We start from the raw sequence: 19,948 nt of genomic DNA, 5'->3' as shown, positions 1-19,948 counted from the left end.
GGCGAACCTCTCTCGTATTCGACATTTCCCTGGTGGGCGATCCTAGCGATGGGTTGCAACCATCGAACAGACGGCACTTTCGTTATCTGTCACCATGTTCGGCGTGGTGGCTTGTGGCCGTCCGACGCTGGAGAGTTCGTCAGCCCCTTGTCAGTGAATCCGTCAGCGTGGTGAGTCAAAGTCGGGTTGTTTATGAGACATCCGTCGAGGCTCAGGGCGATATTGGAGTAGCTGTGACAGCGCAAGATTTCCTGTTGGAGTGCATCGCCGATTCATGGCTGGGTGGGCAGAAGGAAGGACTGTCCGCGGATACGCCGCTGTTGGAGTTGAACATCATCTCTTCTGCCGAAGTATTCGATCTGGTGCATGCCATACAGATGGAGTTCGGAATTTCGATTCCACTGCAGGAGGTCAGGCCGGACAACTTTCGGTCTGTCGCGGTGATCGCTGATCTGATCGAACGTTTTCGCGGGAACTAGGGGAATTCGATGACTGAAACGACGGCGACAGTGAAATCGGTGTCCGAGGTGGTCATCGCGACAGCGATGCGGCACACGCACTACAACCGCGACCAGCTGGATACCTCGGCGGATCTCGAAGGGGAGCTCGGGATCGACTCCGTCGTGCTCATCGGAATCATCGGTGACGCGGCGAAGCAATTGGCCCTGCCTCCCAATCTCACCTCCGATATCTCGGTCACCACTCTGGGTGCGCTGATCGTAGAGCTGGAAGCCTATGTCGCCGGTGCGGTCATCCAGGAGCCACTCGCGGATCTCGGCGCGCTGCCCCTAGCGGATCCGGAATTGGCGGTCGGAGAGCTGGATCCGACCGAGCCAGCCGGGATCGGGACGTGGGATGGGCGTTCGATGCGTGACTTCCTCACCAGCGACGAACGTAATCTGTTCGCGAAAACCGCGGAGTTCGCCGCACATCGCCGCGCCCGTGAGGCGGAGCATCTGTACTGGTACGGCATGCCGTTGCAGTCGCGATGCACCAACCGGGCCAGGATCTACGACGAAATCACCGGCCGTACACGCGAATTCCTCATGTTCGGCTCCAACAACTACCTCGGCCTGGCCAACCACCCCCAGGTTGTCGATGCGATCTGCTCCGCTACCAGGGAATTTGGTGCCACCAACACCGGGTGTCGCATTATCGGCGGCACCAACCACCTGCACAAGGAACTCGAACGCCGGCTCGCCGTGTTCAAGGGTCGTGAGGCCGCCATCGTGTACCCGGGCGGCTACAGCGCCAACCTCGGTGCCATCTCGGCTCTGGTCGGCTCCAAGGACGCGGTCATCGTGGACAAGCTCAATCACATGAGCATCGTCGATGGCTGGAAGCTGTCGGGCGGGCTGCGCCGGATCTACCGGCACAACGATATGGCGCATCTCGAGAGTGTCCTGGATGTGTGTGCCGAGCATGCCCGCGGGATGTTGATCGTCACCGACGGGGTGTTCAGCATGCACGGTGACATCTGCGAGTTGCCCCAGATCATCCGGCTGGCCCAGCGCTACGGCGCGCGGGTACTGGTCGACGACGCGCACGCCACCGGGGTTCTCGGTGCCCGGGGTACAGGTACCGCCGAGCACTTCGGCTTGAAGAACGAGGTCGATCTGGAACTCGGCACCATGAGCAAGACCCTCGCAGGCATGGGTGGATTCGTCGTCGGCGACGAGGACGTGATCGATTACCTGCGCTTCTACTCGAATTCGTACGTGTTCGCCGCGACCATCCCCACTGGTGTCGCGGCCGGGTTGATCGCCTCGATCGATGTGATCGAACGCGAACCGGAACGAATCACGGTGCTGTGGAACAATATTCGCAGCCTGACCGGATACCTCACCGACGCCGGCTTCGATCTGGAACGTAGCCGGAGCGCGATTGTGCCGATCGTCATCGGCAACGAGCGCAAAGCGATGGAGATGGGACGCGCTGTGCGGGCGCGTGGCTTGTTCTGTCAGACCGTGGTCTTCCCGGGGGTGCCGCTCGGTGAGGCACGCTTGCGTGTCAGCGTGACCTCCGAGCACACGCCGGAGGATCTGGCGTTGGCGGCGCAGATCTTCATCGACGCGGGGCGGGAAACCGGAGTACTGGAATGAGCGACCGCGTCATCTGCCTGCCGGATATCGTCTCCGACGAGCATGCGGCCCGTCCGGCATTGCTCGGAAGGACCACAGTCACCTACGGCGAACTCGCGACCGCGGTGCATGCGGTGGGCTACCGGCTGCGCGAACTCGGTGCGGCCTTGGGGGACCGGGTAGCCATCTGGATGGACAAACGCCCAGAATTCGTTCAGGCGATACTGGGCGCACTGCATGTCGGGTGCGCGTACGTCGCCGTCGACGGTGCCCATCCGGCGAGTCGAGTGCGGGCGGTCGTCGCGGACACCGAGCCGATCCTCCTCGTCACCGATGAGCGCCATCTGGCGCACGTAGCGAAGCTGGACCTGCCGGACTCCGTCCGCACCGTGGTGGTGGTCGGCAGCGCGGACGACGCGGGGACGCCAGAACGGACGGTCACCTGGACTGATTTCGTCGGTGGCGTCGGGGAAGTCCACGTGCGACGAGCGGTGCTGGCACCGTCGCACCTCGCTGCGATCTTGTACACCTCCGGGTCGACGGGACCGCCGAAGGGCGTCCAGATCTCTCATCGCAATCTCGGCGTGTTCATCGACTGGGCCTGCGCCGAGCTGGATCTGGATGCGACGGACGTCTTCGCCAACCATGCGTCGTTCAACTTCGATCTCAGCACATTCGACCTGTTCGCCGCTATTTCGGTGGGTGCGGCGATGTGGATCATCGAGGACGCGGAGGCTCGGGATCCGGTGGCGCTCGCCAACGGGATTCGCGAACACGGTGTCACCGTGTGGTACTCGGTGCCGTCGATCCTGACTCTGCTGACCACGTGCGGTGCGTTGACGCCTGCGGTGGTCGGCACCCTGCGCTACGTGCTTTTCGCTGGTGAGGTTTATCCGAAGCCGCGGCTCGCGGAACTAGCAGCACTGCTGCACGAGAGCGCTCAACTCTACAACCTATACGGGCCTACCGAGACGAACGTATGTACCTACCACCGGGTCACCGCACAGGATCTGAGTTGTGACGAGCCGTTGTCTCTCGGACGCCCGGTCGGCGACGCCTCATTGCTGATCGTCGACGAGCACGGACTACCGATCGACGGGCCGGATGGGTTCGGCGAGCTGGTGGTCGAAGGCAGCTGCGTCACCCCCGGATACTGGGGTCGGGAGCGGGAACCGATGGCGGAGCAGCATCGGCAACGCCGCCACCCGACCGGTGACCTGGTGAGCTGCGTCGACGGTCAGATCATCTATCGCGGACGCAAGGACAGGATGGTCAAACTGTCCGGTTACCGTACCGAGCTGGGAGAGATCGAATCGGTGCTCGTGCGGCATCCCGCGATCGATGAGGCAGCGGTTGTCGTCGCCGGGGAGGGTCCGACGGCGCGGCTGACGGCCTTCTACACGGTTCGATCCGACGCGTCGGATCTGACGCTGATCGACCTGAAGAGTTACTGTGCCGAGCACCTACCGCGGTACATGTTGCCGCGCAAGGCTATCCGGGTCGAGACATTGCCGCGCAATGCGAACGGCAAGATCGACTACAGGCGCCTCGGCGAGTGAGCGAAGCCATGCGAAAGGATCCGCTCGAACTCCGTGAACCTCGGCCGCCGCGGACTACGGGCGATCGATGGTTCGCTGGGTCCGCCGGCAGCGGGGCGGCGATCCGGCTGGTGTGCTTCGCTCATGCGGGCGGTACGCCGTCGCTGTTCCGGGACTGGTCGGCCCATCTCGGCCCCGATCTACTCGTCGCGCCGGTGTTGTTGCCCGGACGCGGAATTCGTCTGTCGGAGCCGGCATGGACGGATATCGGGATGCTGGCTCGCGAGGTTGCCACGGCGCTCGTCGAACAGGCCGCTCCCGGCCGCTATGCGATGTTCGGGCACAGCATGGGTGCGCTGCTGGCCTACGAGGTCGCCTGCGTCCTCCGCGATCGGGGTGCGCCCGCGCCGGAGCACCTTTTCGTCTCGGGCAGCCGGGCGCCGCATCTCTATGGGACTCCGCTCGGTGCCGAACTGCCCGATGACAGGCTGCTGGCTTGGGTTCGTGCGCTCAACGGGTCGCATTCCGGTGCGAGATCGTATTTCGACCGCCGCCTGCCGACATTGCGCGCGGACCTGCGTGCGTGCGAGAACTATCACCCGCGACCTCGGCCACCGCTCGATTGTTCACTGACCATCTTCTCGGCCGCGGGCGATCTCGTCGTCGACACGGAGCACAGCGACCAGTGGTTGTCGTACACCACCGGCCCGGTGCGGCGCAGTCATTTTCCGGGAGGTCATTTCTATCTCGCTGGTCCGCACCGGTTCAGGTTGCTCCACGAGATACGAGACGAACTCGCCCGCCACACCACCGCTCTCGGATCGACGGTCCCACCGGCGATCGCCGAAGGATAACCACCCATGAAGTTCTCCACCTTGACCAAAGTCAACTCCGCGGGCAGCTTGCCGTTGTTGCTGTCGCTGGCAAGGAGTTTCGCCACCCCGCTCTACCGCGCCAGCTTCCTCGTCGCGGCACTGGACCAGGGCGTCCTGCGACACCTCGCCGGAGGCCCTTGCGACGTCGAGGCACTCGCGGAGGCCCTCGGGATCGGCGGTGATCGACGGCTGCTGCGTGCCTGGCTGGACCTGGGGGTGCGGCTCGGCGAGCTCGGTGTCGCCGATGGCCGCTATCGTCTGGCGAGCCGTCGGGCCAGGGCGTTGGCTCGGCCGCGCAATGACGCGGTCGCCGCCGCCTTGGAAGAGCTGGTGCGGTTTCATCTGCCGGTGCTGCTGAACGGGCCCGCCATGGTGCGTAGCGGCGACAGACTGACCATGTCGGATCAGGACGGCTCGATCATCGCCCGTTCCAGCCGGATCGTGCAGCCGTTCATCGAGGAGGCGGTGAGTGGCGTGCTGGGTCGTACCGGCCCGGTTCGGCTCCTCGAGATCGGATGCGGCAGTGGAGCGTATGTCCGGCACGCCGCCGCTATCAATCCCGAGCTGACAGCTGTCGCCATCGACTACCAGGACGAGGTCGCCGCGGCGGCCGCGGCCAATATGACGGAGTGGGGATTGGCGGAACGCGTCGAGATCGGACAGGCCGATATAAGGGAGTTCGGCTCGTCGGAACTCTTCGATATCGTCACGATGCACAACAATATCTACTACTTCCCGGCAGCAGAACGCGCCGAGCTGCTCGCGCGCGTGCGCTCGATGCTGAAGACCGGCGGGCGACTGCTGATCACCAGCGCGTGCAAGGGCGGCAATCTCAGTACCGAAGTGCTCGGCCTGTGGTTCGAGTTCGCAGACTTCGGTGGTCCGCTTCCCGATTCCGCGGGGTTGGCACAGCAGCTGCGTGACGCGGGCTTCGCCGATGTCGAAGTGCGCCGCCTGATACCCGGCGAGCAGTTCTGCTCCTTCCTCGGCCGCAATCCGTCATCGCACACCGACGCCGAGGAGCGCCTGTCATGACAGCCACCCCCGAGAGCCTGCACAACCTGATCGTCGTACTCGGCGAATCACCGGCTGCCTCCCCGGAATCGTTGGGCGGCAAAGGCGCTCGACTCGACGAGATGCTCAGGGCCGGACTGCCCGTACCGCCGGCCGTCTGTCTCACCGCCGATCTGTTCGAACGTTTCCAGCGGGAGATCGGTCTCGACGCCCAGGCGCTGGCGGCCGATCCCGAGGTCCTCCGACAACGGGTGCTGACCGCCGAGATTCCCTCGGAGATCAGCGATGCCATCCTCGACGCCTATGCGGCACTCGGAGCGCGGCACGTCGCGGTGCGGTCCTCGGCCTGCCGAGAGGATTCGGTCTCGCAATCGTTCGCCGGACAACACGACACCGTGTTGGATATCTCCAGCGCCGCGGATGTTCTCGATGCTGTGAAGGTGTGCTGGGCCTCGCTGTGGTCGGATCGCGCGGCTGTCTATCGCGGTTCCGGAAATGCCGGCTCGATCGCCGTGATCATCCAGCAGATGGTCCACGCTGACGCCGCCGGTGTGCTGTTCACCCGTGATCCGATCAGCGGGCGCACCGACCGTTTCGTGGTCGACGCGGTGTGGGGTCTTGGTGAGGGGCTCGTCTCGGGACGGGTGAGCGCCGACTCGTTCATCGTGGATCCGGCAGAGCCGCACGTGATAGACCAGAACATCCGCTACAAGGTCACCCAGGCCGTGTCGGTGGCACCGGGCATCGTGGAGTTGGTCAAGGTGGCCGAGAAACTACGCGGCGTCGCCTGTCTGTCGCACGCGCAATTGGTCTCACTCGCCGCACTGGCGGTGCGGGTACGCGAGCAGTACGGTTCCGAGCAGGACATCGAGTGGGCAGTACAAGGCGGAGCGCTCTATCTGCTTCAGGCCCGGCCCATCACCGTGGATACTCCGAAACCCCTGCGGCGCAGCCCCTATCGCGACCCCCAACCCGATGCGATACAGCGGAACACCCTGTGGTCGAGGATGGATATCGGCGAGATCTTCACCGGAATCATGACCCCGCTGGGCATCTCGTTCTCCGAGTACTACCAGTACAACGTCCACAGCGATTGTGTTCGTGCGACCGGCGTGCGCGATACCGGCGATATCGCCGTGCAGATGGGGTATCTCCAGGGCTATGTATATCTGAATGTCTCCTATACCAGCTATCTGCTCAGCCAGAGTCTGGCGACCAAGGACGAGGAGCGGATCACCGCACGCTTCGCGAGCGAGGATGTCGACCGTGCCGCCTACCGAAATCCCTTCGGCAGCTACCGAACCGGTATCCGTACGGCCAGATCGACAGCGTTCTGGGGCAGGGCGACGGTGGCCGAGCTGCGAGACATGCGTCGCCGCGCGGACCGTATGGTCGCCGCACGGGTCCGTGAATTCGACCGTGCCCGCGGCATCGACCTGACCGTGCTTGAGCTGTCCGCGCTCCGTGCCGAGATGCAGCGCCGGCTGGGGTTCCTCCACGACATGCACGTCGGCTACATGCCGTACTTCATCAACGCCTTCACACTGTACGGCGCCCTCGAGGCGATGTGCGGTTCCTGGCTCGGCGCCGCCGGGGACCACTTGCAGAATCGGGTGAAAGCCGATATGTCGAACCTGCGCACCGTGGCGTCCGCGCGTGAAGTGTGGGAGTTGGCGCGGATCGTACGCCAGCGTCCGAGAGTGCTGCGGATCATCATGTCCGGACCTGCGGGCGATGTGGTCGAACGACTGCGGGCCGACCGGGTGGGCAGGACGTTCTGGAAGACGCACATGGAGCCGTTTCTTCGGGAGAACGGCGCGCGGGCCCAGCAGGAGATGGAACTCACCCATCCGCGCTGGATCGATGATCTGTCGTACGTGGTCAAGATGATTCGGCGCTACGCCGAGGACGGGTTCTCGTTCGATGACGCCATCGAATCCGCTCCCGACCCGCGCTCCGGCGAGGTGGACGAGGCCGTGCGCCGGCTGCCGTGGATCAAACGTCGTGCGCTGAGATCCGCGATCTCGATGTATGAGCAGTGCAGCTCCCTGCGGGAGGTCGCACGCATGTCGATGATCACGTCGGTGTGGCTGGTTCGAGAGATCGTCTACGAGGTCGGCGCACGGTTGGTAACGATGGGGGTTCTGCGCTCCCTTGACGAGGTCGCCTATCTGAACTTCACCGATGTCCTGCGCTACTTGGCGGGTGCGGAGGACGCGCGCGATATCTTCACCCGCCCCGCGATCGACGAAGCCCGTCGCACCTTCCAGAACTACGCCCGGATGCCAGCTCCGCCGATGAGTTTCGTCGGGGAATGGGACCCTGCCCGATCCGTGCGTTCGGTCCCGGACGGAGCCGCCCTCGAAGGACTCGGGGTCAGCCCCGGTACCGCCATCGGGCGAGCCCGTGTCGTGGAGGACCTGGTCTGGCAGGCCGATGAATTCCAGCCCGGCGAGATCCTGGTGACGCAGTACACCGATTCCTCTTGGACCCCGCTGTTCGCGATCGCGGGCGGCATTGTCACCGATATCGGATCGATGCTGTCGCACTCGGCGATCGTGTCGCGGGAGTTCCAGCTGCCGTCGGTGGTCAACGCGAAATTCGCCACCGCCGCGATCAAAACCGGCGACCTGATCATGGTCGATGGCGACCGCGGTGTGGTCGAGTTCGTGGAGGGGTGAGGTGATGGTGAACGATCCCATCGCCATCGTCGGAGTGGCGGGACTCTACCCGGCCGCCCGCGGTACAGCGGATCTGTGGCAGCTGTTCACTACCGCTGAAACCGACACCGCGCCCGTGGATTTGGACGACCTCGACATCGACGTCACGACGTTCCGCATTCCGCCGGTCCAGCGCGGATCGATCAGCAGGATGCAGATCCTCATGGCCGAGGCCGCCCGGCAATGCCTGGCCGACGCCGGACATCCGGACCGGCCGCTTCCACGCGAACGTACCGATGTTGTGGTGGGGACCTGTTTCGGGCTCGATCGCCAGTACGCGAATGCCTTGCGGATCGACAGCGCCCGCTATGGCCGCGAACTCGAGCGGGCGGCGGAGAACGACCTCGACGATCGGGCTCGTCGCGTCGCCGGTCGGCTGTCCGGTGAACTGCGCAGCCGACTCGGGCGTCACCTCGGCGCTTCGCGCCACGACCGGGTCGGCGAGATGGCGAGCACGATTCCGGCGCGGATCGCGGCGAGCTTCCAACTCCTCGGCCGCACGATCGCAGTGGAATGCGCCGATGCGACCTCGTTCGTGGCCCTGGAGACCGCTGTGACGAATCTTCGCGCGGGCGCCGCCGACGCGGTCCTGGTGGTGACCGGCCAGCGTCGGGACGGCTCGCTCATCGACGAGGCGTTGTCCGCGAAGGGGTTCGGTTCGAGCCGCGATGAGAGTTTCACATTGTCCGATGGGGTCGGTGCACTGCTGCTCAAACGGCAATCAACCGCCGTGTCCGACGGTGACCGCGTCTACGCGTCGATACTCGAATGCGCTCTGCGCCGCGAATCGCACCATGGTGCCTTCCGATACTCCACGGCGACGGCCGAGCGTTATGCGCTCGCCGCGCATTGTCATTCGGTCAGCTCGGTCGAACCCGCAGCGGTGCGCTATGTCGATACCGTGGGACCGGGCATCGCGGCAGTAGCGGCGGCCGATGCCAAAGGCTTCGGCCAGATATTCGGTGACGACGCATTCGACGCGATGGTGTTCGGCAGCGCCGTCGAGCAGCTCGGACACACCTTCGCCAATGCGGGTGTCGCCGCAGTCACCAAAGCCGCATTGGCGCTGTCCCACCGAACGGTACCGCGACACCGGACCCGGTTCGCCGATTCGGCGGATACCGGGCCGCGCACCACTCACGATGGTGAGACGTGGCCTGCCGAGCCGAAATCCGGGTCCCGGTATGCGGTCGTATGCGGCTCGGGACTGAGTGGCACGCTCGGATACCTGCTACTCGAAGGCCATCGTGAGCCGAGCGTGGTGACCGCTGCGCGCGGTCGGCCGACGATGAGTACCGAACCCATCGCGATAGTCGGTCTCGGCGGGGCGTTCGCCGGATCCGCGAACGCGGCGAACTTCTGGGACAACTGCCGGTCAGGTCGGGGCGGTATAGGTCCGGTACCCGAGACCGTATTCGATCGGGACCTGTACTTCGCGCCGGGGGAAGTCACGCTCACGCACAGCTACTCCGAGATCGGTGCGGCAATGCGCATACCAGATCATCCGCCACCGGCGACGCATGTCTCCGCGCGTCGCCATGCGGCCATGGACCCCGCCCAGCGCGTCGCGCTGTCGGTAGCCGACGAAGCGCTCGCCCGGTACGGGCGGACGGCCGCGCTACGCGAACGGGCCGGTCTTGTGGCGATCGGGAGCACGCTATGTCTGTCGACGGAGCGCAGGCAAGCGAGCGAGCGCTCGTTCTGGGAACTGGAATCAGCCGCGGCTGGTATCGCGGCACTCACGGACCTGCCTCTGACCGTCCATACCCGCATTCTCGATCGCGCCCGTAGCAGCTATACCGCTGATCCGGATCCGCTCGAGCTCACAGATCTGGATGGCTGGCTCGCCAGCGGCGTCGCGGGTGCCATCGCGAGCGCGTTTCGGCTGCGAGCCGTCCCCGTGGCTGTCGAGGCCGCATGTGCGTCCGCCCTCGCGGCGCTCGATATATCGGTCAATGCCCTGCGGATGGGTCGTGCGGATTTCGCTATTTCGGGCGGCGTCGAACTGGCGTGCACTCCCAGAGATCTGGTGCTGTGTTCGGCACTGGGGCTGCTGTCCCAGACGAGGATCACCCCCTTCGACATCCGGGCCGACGGATTCAGTCCTGGTGACGGCTGTGCGTTGTTTCTGCTCAAGAGACTCTCCGACGCACGGCGCGACGGTGACGAGATATTCGGGCTGATCCGTGGAGTCGGTGCGAGCAATGACGCGAAGTCCTTGATAGCGCCCGACGTCGACGGCCAGGTCCGAGCCATGCGCGCGGCGTACGCGCAGGTGGATTACGAACCCGCCACCGTGGACTATCTCGAGGCGCACGGGACGGGGACCCACGTCGGCGACCGAGTCGAGATCGCCGCAGCGGCAACCGTTTACGGTGCATCGCAGCGTACTCGGCCGCTGGTGATCGGCTCGGTGAAGGCTCTGGTCGGGCACACCTTCGCGGCAGCGGGCGGTGCGGGATTGCTGCACGCGCTGCAGGCGATGCGCGCGGGCGTATACCCACACAACCCACACCTGACGACGGTGAACCCGGATCTGCCATTGCGAGCCATCCCCGCGGTGTTGCCGCGGGAGCCGACCGCGTGGCCGCGGGAGCCGGACCGTCCGCGCCGGGCCGGCGTGAGTTCGTTCGGCACCGGAGGCATCAACTATCACCTTCTCCTCGAGGAATACAGGCAAGGCTGAGCCGGATGAACTTCGATCTACCCGCCGACACCGAGGCGATGTGCGCGGCGCTGACCGCGTTCGCGCGCCGCGACCTCGGTGGCACCGGAACCTTCGTCGCCGAGGACTTCCGACACCGTTGGCAGCTCGCGGGAAGGCAGGGGATTCTCGGTGCGACGGTGCCCGAGCAGTACGGCGGCAGCGGCCTGGACGCAGTGTCGGCGGTCGCGCTGATGGAAGCCCTCGGAGCCGGTGCCACCGATACGGGCTTCGGCTTCTCCGTGGCAGCACACCTGTTCGCCTGCCTGATGCCCATCGTCGAGTTCGGCACCCCCGAGCAGCAAGAGCGGTGGTTACCTCGATTGAGCTCCGGTGAATTGATCGCGGCACACGCCATCACCGAACCCGAGGCCGGTTCCGACATCTTCGCGATGCGCACCACCGCCGAACTACGCGGCGACGAGTACGTACTCGACGGTGTCAAGGCGTTCGCCACCAACGGTCCGGTCGCCGATGTGTTCATCGTGCAGACTGTCACCGCTCCCGGAGGTGGATTCTTCGGTCTGACCAGCTTCATCGTCGAGGCTGGAACACCGGGCCTGTCCGCGGGTCCCCCCTATGACAAGGTCGGCTTGCGCGGCTCACCGACGGGTGAGGTGCACCTGGCCGACGTCCGTGTGCCCCTGGATTGTGTGCTCGGTGGCCCTGGCGCGGGTGCGGCAGTGTTCGCCGGTTCCATGAAATGGGAGCGCACCTGCCTGTTCGGCGTCTATCTCGGCGCAATGCGGCGGGTGCTCGACAGCACCATCGAATTCGCGGGCGAGCGCGTGCAATTCGGTGCACCCATCGGTGATTTCCAAGCGGTCAGTCATCGGATCGTCGATATGGTGATGCGACTCGAGTCCGCGCGCCTGCTGCTTTTCAAGGCGGCTGCGGACCTGGCCGATGGCGGCAACAGCGAAGTGTGGTCGGGGTTGGCGAAGATCGCGGTCAGCGAGGCGGCGGTGCAACTGGGACTCGACGCCATCGGGGTGCGCGGCGGCCTCGGCGTCACCGAAGGCGAAGCCGAAGCCCTGCTTCGGGACGCACTGCCCTCACGAATCTTCTCTGGCACGAATGAGATTCAGAAGAACAACGTAGCGCGCGCATTGGGGTTGGGCCGACGTGCACCGGCCCGGCGACGCTGAAAGGAAGCTGATCCATGCAGGTCATCGTCCATCTCATCGAACTCCACTCCGGCATCGATCCGGCCGCCTTCGAACACTGGGTACGCACAGTCGATTACGCCACCTGCCCCCAGCTTCCCAGTGTGCGCGCGTTCAGTGTGCAGCGTGCGGACGACGCTGTGGGGGAACCCCGGCACTATTTCGAGATCATCCAGGTGACCAGTCGGGCCGACTTCGAAGCCGATATGCGCACCCCGGCTTTCGCCGAGCTGGTGAGCGCCTTCGACACGATGGCGTCGGTGGTGCGGGAGTTCGCCGGGGTACGGCTGGACCCCGGCTACTCGGCTACCTGATTCCGTTCCAGCTCTGGTCAGTTCGCGTCGACGACGGCCTGTGTGGCGTGCTCCGGTGCACGATTGCCGCTCTTCGGCGCTCGATTGCCGAAGCGGGGGAGCGTCCGGTCCAGACCGGCGGGCAGCCACCAGTTCCAGTCGCCGAACAGTTTGAGCAGTGCCGGGACCAGGACGAGGCGCACCAGGGTCGCATCGATGGCGATGGCTATGGCCAACGAGAACCCGAACTGTTTCAGCTCCGGGACCGGGGCGATGAGGAAGCTACCGAATACCGCGACCATGATCGCTGCCGCCGCCGTGATCGGACGCGCCGTGTGCTCGATACCCACCGCGATAGCCGAATCGGTGTCGTGTCCGTTCTCCCAGGCTTCCTGGATGCGGCGGATGAGGAAAACCTCGTAATCCATCGACAATCCGAACAGCAGCACGAACACCGTGAGGGGGATATAGACCTGCAGGAAACCTGGGCTGGTGAAGCCGAGTACACCTGCACCGTGACCCCATTGGAACACCGCCACCGTAAGGCCGATGGCCGCGGCGGTCGCGAGCAGATTCATCAGGACGGCTTTCACCGGTAAGGCGACACTGCGGAATATCACCAGCAAGAACAGCAGCGACATGCCGAGCACCAACGTGACGACCCAGGGCAGCTTCCGCGTGGTCTCATCGGACAGATCGACGAATCCCGCCGTCGCGCCACCGACCAGGACCTGTGTGTCCGGCATGGCCTCGGCCAGGTCATCGCGAATGTGCCGGACCAGAGCGATCGCATCGGTCGAGTCGATGGCGACGACCGGTACCACGTTGAGCAGGATCCGGTCGTTGTTGACCAGTGTTTCGATGTCGTCGACACGCTGGTCGTCGGCCAGAGTGGCCGCCAAGCGGTGGGCTTGCTGTCGGCCGGAGTCGTCGAGCGCGGTGTCGCCGGATCCGGTGAGGACAACCTGAATCGGGGATACCGCACCGGATGAGAAGGAACGGTCGAGGATGAGCTGCGCCTCCGCGGTGGGCTGGTCACCCAGGGACGCCGTACCGAGATCGATACCGTAGCGCAGACTCCCGATCGGCAGTGCGGCCAGTACCAGGACCGTACTCGCCGCCGTCGCGAACAGGACGGGGCGACGCATCACCAGTCGCGCCCATCGTGCCCACATTCCTTGTGTCGCAGCGGAATCCGAACGCACGTCGGCGGGGCGCCAACGGACGGGGAGCTGCCACTTGTTCACCCGGGGGCCGAGGACCGCCAGCATGGCGGGCAAGAGTGTGAGCGCGGCGATCAGAGTGCAGATCACCGAGACGAGAACGCCGGTACCGACCTCACGGAAGATCGGCGAGTCCATGATGAAGAACGAGCACACCGAGATACCCACCACCACACCGGAGAACGCGATGGTACGTCCCGACGTGGTGACGGCGACGTCGGTGACCTCGGCGATCAGCGCCGGATCGGACTCGGTGATACGGCGACGAGCAAGTTCTTCGCGGAATCGACTGACGATGAACATCGCGTAGTCGATGCCGATTCCGGTACCGATCATCGTCACGATGCTGATCAGAAAGGCGTCGAAGGTCAGTCCGAAGCTGAGCAGGTAGAGCACGCCGAAGGTCAGGCTGAGCCCGGCGATGGCGAGCAGCAGGGGGAGGACAGCGGCCAACACCGCTCCGAATGCCAGCACCATGATCACCAGGGCGAGCGGCAACCCGATCGATTCGGCTTCGGTCGTCGCCGCGGTCTCCACCGTCGTGAGGTCGTTCGTAATCGGCGAGAAGCCCGTCACATTCGCGGTCACGCCGGCGCCACTGGCATCGGCGACAGCCTGCTGCAACGCGGCCGCGCGACCGGGGAGTGAACCGGCGTCACCCTCCAAGCCGACCAGCGCCAGGGCCGCACGTCCGTCGTCGGACACCTGATTCCTCGCGTTCGGATCGAACGGGCCGATAACGGTGACCACTCCGTCCTCCGCACGTGCCGTCGCCAGCACGTTGTCGATGACGGCCCGTCGATCGGGGTCGGTGATCGCGCCCTCGGGACTGTCGAACACGATGACGTCCTGCTCATTGCCGAGGCCGGAGAAGTGGCGCTGAACCAAGGTCGAGGCGCGGGTCGACTCGGCCTGATCCACCCCGTAGTTCGGGGCCTTCAACTGGTCGGCCATGAGCGGAAAAACCGCACCGCAGACGGCGATCAGTATGATCCAGGCCGTAATGACCAAGCGACGGTGGCGTGCCATTCGTGCACCCCAGTGGTGATGTCTCATCCTTTGTCTCTCACTAGTCGGGAATCTCTCACTGGTCGGGATGCGCTGGCTCGTCAGAGCACACGCAGAGAATCGGCCGGATCGCGTCGGGGCGACGGGGGGAATCGTCCCGTCGAGTAGCCGAGGCGCGCAGCGAAGAACACCAGCCCTGACAAGCTGAACTCGGCCTGCAGGCGATTGCGCAGGTCGTCGTGCTGGACGACGATGCTGATCGGGTGCAGCACCAGTCCCGCGTCGGTGACGCGCAGCCAGAAGTCGGTGAGAGCCTCGCCGGCGGCGAGCAACTGTTCGTCGTCGACGGATGGAGTCGGCAGCGTCAGCATGACCACCACCGGGGTCCGCCGGACGATGGCGGCAAGCTGGCGGGCGAGGATCTCCGGGAGTCCGGTGCGGCTCAATGCCCGCATGGTGACGGGAGCCAGCACGATCCGTCGCAGGAGTGTCTGTGGACGAGACATCGGTCCGAAGAGCTGCGTGAAGGTGAATCCGTCACCGAGCTCACGTGCCTCGGCTTCGCTGCGACGGATGAACGAATGGGTCTCCCGCCAGGCTGGCGAATCCGTGAAATCCCGACTCGCATTTCTGGCGACGAACCGGGCGAATCGGCTTCGATCGGACTCGGATGTCAGCAGCCGGACGCTGATCGGCTGGGTACTGTCCGCGCTGGGGCTCTTGAGCGTATCCAACACCTCACGGGGTATGGGCCTGTCCAGATATGGGCCCCGATCGGTGTGGCGCGCCGCCGCGAGATTCCGTAGCCGCGTGAAGGATTCCGCCGGATCGTCGGTGCGCTCGAAACGGGCCAATCGCAGCGGGCGGCGGTCGGTGGGTACGCCGAGCACACCGAGATCGGCGGCGGCCGGGGTGATGACGCCCCGGACCATCCAGCCTTGCGCGGCCATCGCGCGCTCCAGCAGTCGCCAGAACAGCCCGCAGCTCAACTGCATCTCCACGTGATGGGCGGGCAGTGTCACGAGTTCGCGGGTGCGGTCGGCCATGAGCAGCAGGAACTCGCCGTCTGCGTCGGAATCGCCACACAGCGCCACGGCGCGGCGACGGGCCAGGTCACTCACCACGTGGGCCAATGCCCACGGTTGGCAGTTGTGCGAGGAGGGCGATCGCGCAGCGATAGCCGCGGCTGCCGCCAGGGCCTCGTGGAACGAAATACTCACCCGCCGAGGGGAACGCCACATCGTCATACCTGTCTCCCTGCGCTACCAGACGACTGCCAGCGAGTAGTCCGTACCCTCGATCGCCCAGGCGCGGCGTGGCCACCGCAGCCCTCGGGCCCCGTGCCGTAACCGGGGACCGGCCCGCCAGTGAAACGATCCACTCGAGTGCCAGCAGGTGAGCTGGACTTCGCGAGGGTCGATCCGCAAGCCGAATCCGAAGTACTTGAGCACCGCTTCCCGACACGCCCATCGCAGCGGAGTCCCCATCGTGTCGAGCCGTGGTCGCCAGTCGCCGGGCGCTACGGGGAGCGGGGTCCCGAGTTCGGCCACCAGTCGTGGTGCGAAAACGCGGTGGCGCTCGAGGTCGATCCCCACCGGGCCGGAAGTGCACGCGGCGACGGCGAGATGACTACTGTGCGAGATGCTGATCCCCACCGGATAGTCCACCACCGGCATCCCCGTGCGGACCCCTGAATCGACAGTCCGCACCACGATGTCGGCCGTGGCATGGAAAATGTCGAAGTGGCGCTGACAGTGCGCCTGGACCGCGTGCTTGGCCGCCACCCGACCCGCTACCCACTCGGCTTGCCGCCTCGGAATCGGTATCGTGGCCGCGTATGCCGCCTCCGCCTTCGACAAATGCGTTGTGGGGCAGGGTGAATATGTCGGCATGACGGCAACCGTCGGACCTCCGGCAGCATGGAAAATGCGCAACGGTCGCGCGGGATCGAGAATGCTGGCATCGAGTAGCGACATTTCCGAATTCTCCAGTCCGTGAACTTCGCCATTATGTCGGTATCCGCTGACGAGTCCGCTGACGTTCCGCTGACGAATGGTGGCAGTTCACCAATCGGATGCCGCGATTGCGTTATGGTTACGGAAAGTATTGACGCACTGTAGATTTCATGGGTAGCTTGGCTGGCGTTCATCCGAATCGACACAGTAGAACGGTTCGATTCGTGAGGGTTCAGTTCGCTGATCGTTCAATGATCGTTACGTAGGGGCTGGCATGAAGACCTTGTCCATGGATCCTGTTGTCACCGCGTGTAACTGGGTTGATCTCGTTGCCACGCGAGTTCGGCAATTCGGTGACCGCAGGGCATTTACCTTCCTCGCCGCGGATGGCCGAGAATCCGACACTCTCACCTATCGCGATCTCGACCGCCGTGCTCGGGTGATCGCCGATTGCCTCGCCGAACAGTTCAACCGTGGTGACCGCGTGTTGCTGCTGTACCCGGCCGGACTCGACTACGTCACAGCGTTCTTCGGCTGCCTCTATGCCGGAGTCATCGCGGTGCCGATGCCCGAAGCGGCTCGGAACCGGGTCGGGCAGATCGAGGCGGTCGCGCGAGATTGCGTCGCTGTCGCGGTGCTCACCACCTATCAGGGCGTCGTCGAACTCGATTCGCCGGGCACACATCACGCCCTCACCGGCCTGCCTCGAATCGCCACCGACGTTCTCAGGGATGCGCAGGACCCGGCACCGCGGGCGGCGATCGACGGTTCCGCTGTCGCGTACCTGCAGTACACCTCCGGTTCCACGGCCGCGCCCAAAGGCGTGATCATCGATCACGCGATGGCGCTGCATCAAAGCGCCGACATGGCGCACTGCTGGCAGGTCGGGCGGGACGACGTGATCGTGTCGTGGTTGCCACACTTCCATGACTTCGGTCACGTCACCGGTGTGCTGCTGCCCGTCTATGCCGGGTGCAGTGCCGTGCTCATGGCACCGTCGACCTTCGTCAAGAACCCGGTGCGTTGGCTCGAAGCCATCACCACATACCGTGGAACACACAGCGGTGCACCGAATTTCGCGCTCGATCTGTGTGTCGACAAGACCACGCCTCAGCAGCGCGCCGAGCTGGATCTCAGCAGCTGGCGGGCATTGAGCAATGGCGCTGAGCCGGTGCGCAAGGCATCGCTCGACCGCTTCCATGCCACGTTCGCGCCGTCCGGTCTCAGCGCGACCGCGCTCACCCCCGGATACGGTCTTGCCGAGGCGACGCTGAAGGTCACGTGTAGCAATGTGCGTGGCAGGCACGTGGCGGTGCGATTCGACCGCCAAGCCCTCGGCCTCGGAAAGGCGGAGCCGAGCGGGGCAGAAGACGGCATCGACCTCGTCGGCCTCGGCGTCACCGCGTTGTCCACCGAGTTGGCCATCGTCGATCCGGCCACGGCGTTTCGCCTGCCCGATGGCCGCGTTGGTGAGATCTGGGTATCCGGACCCGCCGTGTCGCCCGGCTATTGGCAGCGTCCCGCGGACACCGCGCAGACCTTCGGGGTCAGGATCGAGGGAGACACCAGGGACTGGTTGCGGACCGGCGACCTCGGATTCGTACACGCGGGTGAGATGTTCATCTGCGGTCGTGTGAAGAACATGATGATCGTCAATGGGGTGAACTACTACCTCGAAGATCTCGAGGGCACTCTCGCCGACGGTCACGACGGGCTGCGGGCCGGCGGTGTGCTCGCATTCGGCATATCGAAGGGCGGGCAGGAGAAGCTAGTGCTGGTCGCCGAACACCGGCCCGACAGTGGTGTCGACCCGGGCGAGTTGACCCGGGCGATGTCCGACCTCGTGGCGCGGCGTCACGGCATCGTCGCCGAGTCGGTCGTTCTCATCGCGCCCGGGACGATTCCGCGCACCACCAGCGGAAAGCTGCGCCGCCAACAGTGCCGCAACGACTTTCAGGCCGGTCGGCTGTCAGAGATATATCGCTGGGAAGGCAAGAAGACAATGACGGAAACCACCGAGAACCAGGTGCCGGGTCCATCCGGCTCCACCATGACCGAGCTCGTGCGGCTCGGTCTGATCGAACAAGTACGGGCCTGGATGGCCGACCGTCCCGGCCCCGACCAGCCGGTCCTGGATCTGAGCCGATCACTCATCGATCACGGTCTCGGCTCGGTGGACCAGATCGATCTGCATGAAAGCCTCGAGACGTGGGCGGGGCAGCGCTTCGCTCCGGAACTGCTCTGGGAGTCGGCGACCGTCGAGGACATGGTGCGGGCGATCGCCGACACCCTGAGCACCGTGACCGAGGGTGGGCGATGAGGCTTCGTTCGGTGGCGGCCGGCCTGCCGTCGCGTACCGTCACCAATGCCGACATCCTCGGCATGGTCGCCGGGCAGAGTTCGGCCTGCTTCGACGGTGATCTCGACGACACACTGCGCAAAATAGACTCCTATCTGCGCTATACGGGCTCGAACGAGCGGCGCTGGCTCGACGCGGGGGAGCGACCGCTCGATCTACTGGCGGACGCCGCGGCGACCGCACTGGATCAAGCGGACGTGCACGCGAGTGAGGTCGACCTACTGATCTACACCGGTATCGGCCGGGGCTTCATCGAGCCGGGCGGCGCCTACCACTGCGCCGCCGCGCTGGGGTTCGACAAGGCCCACTGCTTCGATATCATCGACGCCTGCATGAGCTGGACTCGCGCCGTGCTGGTGGCGGAATCGATGCTGTGCACGGGGCGATACCGCACCGCGGTGATCGTCAACGCGGAGTTCAGCTTACGAATGGGAGGTATGGTCTTCCCGCAGCTTTTCGCGCTGCCGAACGCCGCCGCCCTGGCTTCGACCTTCCCCGCATACACCCTCGGCGAGGCCGCGACGGCGACCGTAGTGAGCGCCGAGGACGACGACCCGTGGGATTTCCGGTTCCTCTCCCGTCCCGACCTGTCGCCGCTGTGCAACGTGACCCTGCCCGGCTACGAGGGATTCTGCGAACCGTCGGATAAGTTGGCCGCCAACGGTGTCGGCACCTTCAGCTCCTTCGGGGCGGAGATGCACGAAGTCGGTGCCGCCGACACGTTGGCGGTATTCCGGAGCCTGGACGTGGACGCGGAGAAGGTGTCCGCATTGTTCACCCATGCGTCGAGCAAGCGCCAGTGGCAGTTGATGGCGGACAGCGTCGGACTCGGCAATGTGATCCACCACGTATTCCCCACGACCGGGAACATCGTGTCGGCGTCGGTGCCCACCGCGATGGCCTCCGCCATCGACTCCGGTGTGCTGCAGCGCGGTGAACGTGTGGTCGGCTGGGTCGGTAGTGCCGGAATGTCCTTCGGCGCTTTCTCTTTCATTTACTGACGCCCATCGGA

Annotated in this window: 13 protein-coding genes; 11 read left to right on the top strand and 2 right to left on the bottom strand. The window is 65.1% G+C overall.

Annotated elements, in window-relative coordinates; all coding sequences use genetic code 11:
* From QK444_RS02790 to QK444_RS02750, 9 genes are all read left to right on the top strand, one after another.
* Nucleotides 1–479: acyl carrier protein (locus tag QK444_RS02790; protein WP_282776720.1), on the top strand; the 479-nt coding region annotated here is incomplete at its 5' end.
* 9 nt (nucleotides 480–488) lie between these two features.
* Nucleotides 489–2,102, top strand: coding sequence for a pyridoxal phosphate-dependent aminotransferase family protein (locus QK444_RS02785; protein ID WP_282776719.1), 1,614 nt, complete (start codon nucleotides 489–491; stop codon nucleotides 2,100–2,102).
* Nucleotides 2,099–3,640: an amino acid adenylation domain-containing protein gene (locus tag QK444_RS02780; protein WP_282776717.1), complete on the top strand. Its 1,542-nt coding sequence runs from the start codon at nucleotides 2,099–2,101 to the stop codon at nucleotides 3,638–3,640. Before QK444_RS02785 ends, QK444_RS02780 begins: the two co-directional genes overlap by 4 nt.
* 8 nt (nucleotides 3,641–3,648) lie before the next feature.
* On the top strand, nucleotides 3,649–4,473 hold the full coding sequence (locus tag QK444_RS02775; protein WP_282776715.1) for a thioesterase domain-containing protein: 825 nt from the start codon (nucleotides 3,649–3,651) through the stop codon (nucleotides 4,471–4,473).
* A 6-nt stretch (nucleotides 4,474–4,479) separates the two neighbouring features.
* Nucleotides 4,480–5,529 (top strand): class I SAM-dependent methyltransferase, encoded by a 1,050-nt coding sequence (locus QK444_RS02770; protein WP_282776714.1) that lies wholly within the window; start codon nucleotides 4,480–4,482, stop codon nucleotides 5,527–5,529.
* On the top strand, nucleotides 5,526–8,189 hold the full coding sequence (locus QK444_RS02765; protein ID WP_282776712.1) for a PEP/pyruvate-binding domain-containing protein: 2,664 nt from the start codon (nucleotides 5,526–5,528) through the stop codon (nucleotides 8,187–8,189). Before QK444_RS02770 ends, QK444_RS02765 begins: the two co-directional genes overlap by 4 nt.
* Nucleotides 8,152–10,914, top strand: a complete 2,763-nt coding sequence (locus QK444_RS02760; RefSeq protein WP_349239508.1) for a polyketide synthase — start codon at nucleotides 8,152–8,154, stop codon at nucleotides 10,912–10,914. The genes QK444_RS02765 and QK444_RS02760 overlap by 38 nt, the downstream gene beginning before the upstream one ends.
* Nucleotides 10,915–10,919: 5 nt before the next feature.
* The gene (redW, locus tag QK444_RS02755; protein ID WP_282776709.1) at nucleotides 10,920–12,080 is read left to right on the top strand and encodes an L-prolyl-[peptidyl-carrier protein] dehydrogenase; all 1,161 of its coding nucleotides are present in this window, start codon (nucleotides 10,920–10,922) and stop codon (nucleotides 12,078–12,080) included.
* A 14-nt stretch (nucleotides 12,081–12,094) separates the two neighbouring features.
* A complete protein-coding gene (locus QK444_RS02750; RefSeq protein WP_282776707.1) occupies nucleotides 12,095–12,412 on the top strand; it encodes a hypothetical protein in 318 nt (105 codons plus the stop codon).
* Between the two features lie 17 nt (nucleotides 12,413–12,429).
* Here the strand turns inward: QK444_RS02750 and QK444_RS02745 are convergent, their stop codons facing one another.
* Nucleotides 12,430–14,568, bottom strand: a complete 2,139-nt coding sequence (locus QK444_RS02745; protein ID WP_282776706.1) for an MMPL family transporter — start codon at nucleotides 14,566–14,568, stop codon at nucleotides 12,430–12,432.
* 155 nt (nucleotides 14,569–14,723) lie between these two features.
* Complete coding sequence (locus tag QK444_RS02740; RefSeq protein ID WP_282776703.1) at nucleotides 14,724–15,842, bottom strand: nitroreductase family protein; 1,119 nt, start codon at nucleotides 15,840–15,842, stop codon at nucleotides 14,724–14,726.
* A gap of 1,009 nt (nucleotides 15,843–16,851) precedes the next feature.
* Here QK444_RS02740 and QK444_RS02735 point away from each other — a divergent pair.
* Together QK444_RS02735 and QK444_RS02730 are read left to right on the top strand one after the other, a co-directional pair.
* Entirely contained in the window at nucleotides 16,852–18,897 is a 2,046-nt protein-coding gene (locus QK444_RS02735; RefSeq protein ID WP_282776702.1) for an AMP-binding protein, read from the top strand.
* Complete coding sequence (locus tag QK444_RS02730; protein WP_282776700.1) at nucleotides 18,894–19,937, top strand: 3-oxoacyl-[acyl-carrier-protein] synthase III C-terminal domain-containing protein; 1,044 nt, start codon at nucleotides 18,894–18,896, stop codon at nucleotides 19,935–19,937. Before QK444_RS02735 ends, QK444_RS02730 begins: the two co-directional genes overlap by 4 nt.
* Nucleotides 19,938–19,948: the final 11 nt, after the last annotated feature.

This window comes from Nocardia sp. CC201C (genome assembly GCF_030010695.1).
Lineage (GTDB): Bacteria > Actinomycetota > Actinomycetes > Mycobacteriales > Mycobacteriaceae > Nocardia > Nocardia otitidiscaviarum.
This window is presented reverse-complemented; position numbering and strand designations above follow the sequence as displayed.

Excerpts from the sequence above, each read along its gene's own strand:
- QK444_RS02785 (WP_282776719.1), top strand. The coding sequence starts at position 489 with ATGACTGAAACGACGGCGACAGTGAAATCGGTGTCCGAGGTGGTCATC.
- QK444_RS02780 (WP_282776717.1), top strand. The coding sequence starts at position 2,099 with ATGAGCGACCGCGTCATCTGCCTGCCGGATATCGTCTCCGACGAGCAT.
- QK444_RS02775 (WP_282776715.1), top strand. The coding sequence starts at position 3,649 with ATGCGAAAGGATCCGCTCGAACTCCGTGAACCTCGGCCGCCGCGGACT.
- QK444_RS02770 (WP_282776714.1), top strand. The coding sequence starts at position 4,480 with ATGAAGTTCTCCACCTTGACCAAAGTCAACTCCGCGGGCAGCTTGCCG.
- QK444_RS02765 (WP_282776712.1), top strand. The coding sequence starts at position 5,526 with ATGACAGCCACCCCCGAGAGCCTGCACAACCTGATCGTCGTACTCGGC.
- QK444_RS02760 (WP_349239508.1), top strand. The coding sequence starts at position 8,152 with ATGGCGACCGCGGTGTGGTCGAGTTCGTGGAGGGGTGAGGTGATGGTG.
- redW (WP_282776709.1), top strand. The coding sequence starts at position 10,920 with ATGAACTTCGATCTACCCGCCGACACCGAGGCGATGTGCGCGGCGCTG.
- QK444_RS02750 (WP_282776707.1), top strand. The coding sequence starts at position 12,095 with ATGCAGGTCATCGTCCATCTCATCGAACTCCACTCCGGCATCGATCCG.
- QK444_RS02745 (WP_282776706.1), bottom strand. The coding sequence starts at position 14,568 with ATGGCCGACCAGTTGAAGGCCCCGAACTACGGGGTGGATCAGGCCGAG.
- QK444_RS02735 (WP_282776702.1), top strand. The coding sequence starts at position 16,852 with ATGAAGACCTTGTCCATGGATCCTGTTGTCACCGCGTGTAACTGGGTT.
- QK444_RS02730 (WP_282776700.1), top strand. The coding sequence starts at position 18,894 with ATGAGGCTTCGTTCGGTGGCGGCCGGCCTGCCGTCGCGTACCGTCACC.